A 2886-nucleotide genomic window follows, 5' to 3' on the forward strand; every position below is an offset into this window, starting at 1 on the left:
CGGTGCGAGACGTTCTCGAGTAAGTAATGCGGGAGCATAGGCGACAACGAGGACTATTCTTAATTGTAGAAACATCGAAAACAATAAAGAGTAGGATAACTGTTCAGGCGAGTGAGAGGAATGAAGGAGTAACGCCCCGAAACTCTCCCAGTGAGATTCCCAACTGCATACACTCGGCAGAGTGAGATGTTGGAAGCAGGGTAAAACATGCGGTTACGGTTCGTAGTGTCTATATGGATAACCGAAAGCCAGCAGGAATAATAAACCGGCTGGAACTAACTAAGTACCGTATGCTGTCAACCGACAAGGTGAGAATGTGTAAACACTGACGAACTTGCGAATGTACACCTCGATAGGTTTACGGGTCAGAAATGATTCGGAGTCTGAAAATAAGACTTGTCTAATGGATTGGAAACATCGCATAGTGACCAATCCTAACGTTGTTACAGGCAACGGAGCTAGACACGGGGTAAAGCAAGCACCTAAATCGGAGATTGAAAGATCTTTAAAACAACGATAGTCTGAACGGAACGTCGAAAGCCACTAACGTTGGGTCTATGACTCTATCGGCGGATATAGTTGAATACGAAACGGGTAACCGAGGGAAGTATTCTTAATAGTGGTGAGAGTAGTGGCACGACCGTTGAAGATTCTGTAATGGAATTGGAGGAACAGCCACAAGCCTATTTGTAGGAACTGAAATTTCATCTAATCTTGCATGGATTCTGGTAAGACTCAAAAGGTCACCAAATCAATATGAGAGTAGGTGATAGACCATGAATGATAGAACTAAGTCCACGCCAAAGAATAAGAAACTAAGACACAACGAATACTACGGTATCCAAACTTTCTTAGATAACTTATACCAGAAGGCAACAAAGAAAAATTCTTTTAAAAATTTAATGCCTATCATTATATCAGATGAAAATATACTCCTCGCGTTTCGTAATATTAAAGGAAACAAAGGGAGTAAAACAGCAGCTTGTGACAATGTAAACATTAAGGATATTGAGAGAATGGAACAAAGCTATTTCTTGAACGAAGTAAAAAGACGCTTTCAAAACTACCAACCGCAGAAAGTAAGGCGCAAGGAAATACTGAAACCCAATGGGAAAACCAGACCTCTGGGAATACCAAGTATGTGGGATAGGATTATCCAACAATGCATCTTACAAGTAATGGAGCCTATCTGTGAAGCACACTTCTGTAACCGAAGTCATGGATTTCGCCCAAACAGAAGTGCTGAAAATGCTATAGCAGACGCAACAAAACGGGTAAATCAGCAAAACCTTACATATGTGGTGGATATAGACATTCAGGGATTCTTTGACGAAGTAAGTCACGTCAAACTCATGCGCCAACTATGGACACTGGGTATTCGTGACAAACAACTACTAGTCATTATCCGGAAAATATTGAAAGCGCCAGTGCAACTGCCTAACGGCAAAACGATATTTCCGACCAAAGGTACCCCGCAAGGTGGTATCCTTAGTCCACTACTCGCCAATGTTAACCTTAACGAATTTGACTGGTGGATTAGTAATCAATGGGAAACTTTCAAAGCCAAGAAGGTAAAGCCGAGATTGAAAGATGGGATTTGGAGTAATGACACTGTAATATATTGTCTATCCAAAACATCCAAGATGAAACCAATGTATATCGTAAGATACGCAGATGATTTTAAAATCTTTACAAATACACGTAGGAATGCGGAGAAAATTTTCGAAGCAACTCAAATGTGGTTAGAAGAACGTCTAAAACTGCCTATCTCAACCGAAAAGTCTAAAGTAACCAATCTGAAAAAGCAACAGAGTGAATTCTTAGGTTTCACTCTTAAGGCTGTAAAGAAAGGTAAGAAGAACGGTAACACACGATACATTGCAGTAACACACATCTCTCCAAAAGCACTGGAAAAAAACAAAACAAGATTTAGCAAAACAAGTGAAAAGGATACAGAGAACCCCAAACTCTAATGAAACAATTAAGAGAATCAGTATATACAACAGCATGGTCATTGGTAAGCACAACTATTATAAAATAGCAACGCATGCTTCCCTGGATTTCAGTAAAATGAACCATAGTCTTGGTCACATGATGTATAACAGATTCCCAAAGTCAAAAATTAGAGGAAAATGCAACACAAACGGATACACGAATATAGGGAAATATAAAGGGAAAGACAGAGGTATTAAACCATACCTAAAGTCAAAAGCGATGAGATTTCTCATGAAATGTCCTATTTTACCAATCTCCTATATTCAACACAAAAAACCGATGATGAAAAAGCAATCTATTAACAGATACACCGCAGAAGGACGAGCCCTTATACACAAAAACTTGGCAGAAATAACCGAAGCGGAACTGAAATGGTTAAGAGAAAACCCAGTTATAAATGAACGGGCAACCATAGAATACAATGATAATCGAATTTCTCTTTATATTGCACAAAAAGGAAGATGCAGTGTAACAGGTGAGAAACTCTCGCCTTGGGACATCCACTGTCACCATAAGCGATTATGGAGTGAAACAAGGGATGACAGCTACAAAAATCTTACCATCATCAAGCCAAGTGTCCATACACTAATACACGCGACCAATATAGAAACCATAAACCAATTCCTCAATAAATTAAAACTCAACGAGGAACAGTTAGGCAAACTTAATAAATTGCGGAAATTAGTCAAAAATGAGGAAATCTGTATGTAATCACAAAATGAAGTGGATATGGAACATGAACAACTAGCGTTGTTTGCTTAGAGCTTATCATTATTAGATGAAAAGAAAACTACAATATAGGTGGACCGCGGTATGCCGTGAAAGTGGCACGTACCGTGCGGATCGGGGGAAAAGTTGGAGATAACCTCAAAGACTTACCTATCGACAATT

Annotated in this window: 1 pseudogene; it reads left to right on the forward strand. The window is 39.4% G+C overall.

Features of this window, described 5'->3' with window-relative positions:
• Positions 1–776: 776 nt before the first annotated feature.
• Positions 777–2706: pseudogene (gene ltrA / locus PDQ68_RS28395) on the forward strand (group II intron reverse transcriptase/maturase).
• Positions 2707–2886: the final 180 nt, after the last annotated feature.

Source organism: Bacillus cereus group sp. Bc010, assembly GCF_027716745.1.
Taxonomy (GTDB): domain Bacteria; phylum Bacillota; class Bacilli; order Bacillales; family Bacillaceae_G; genus Bacillus_A; species Bacillus_A pacificus.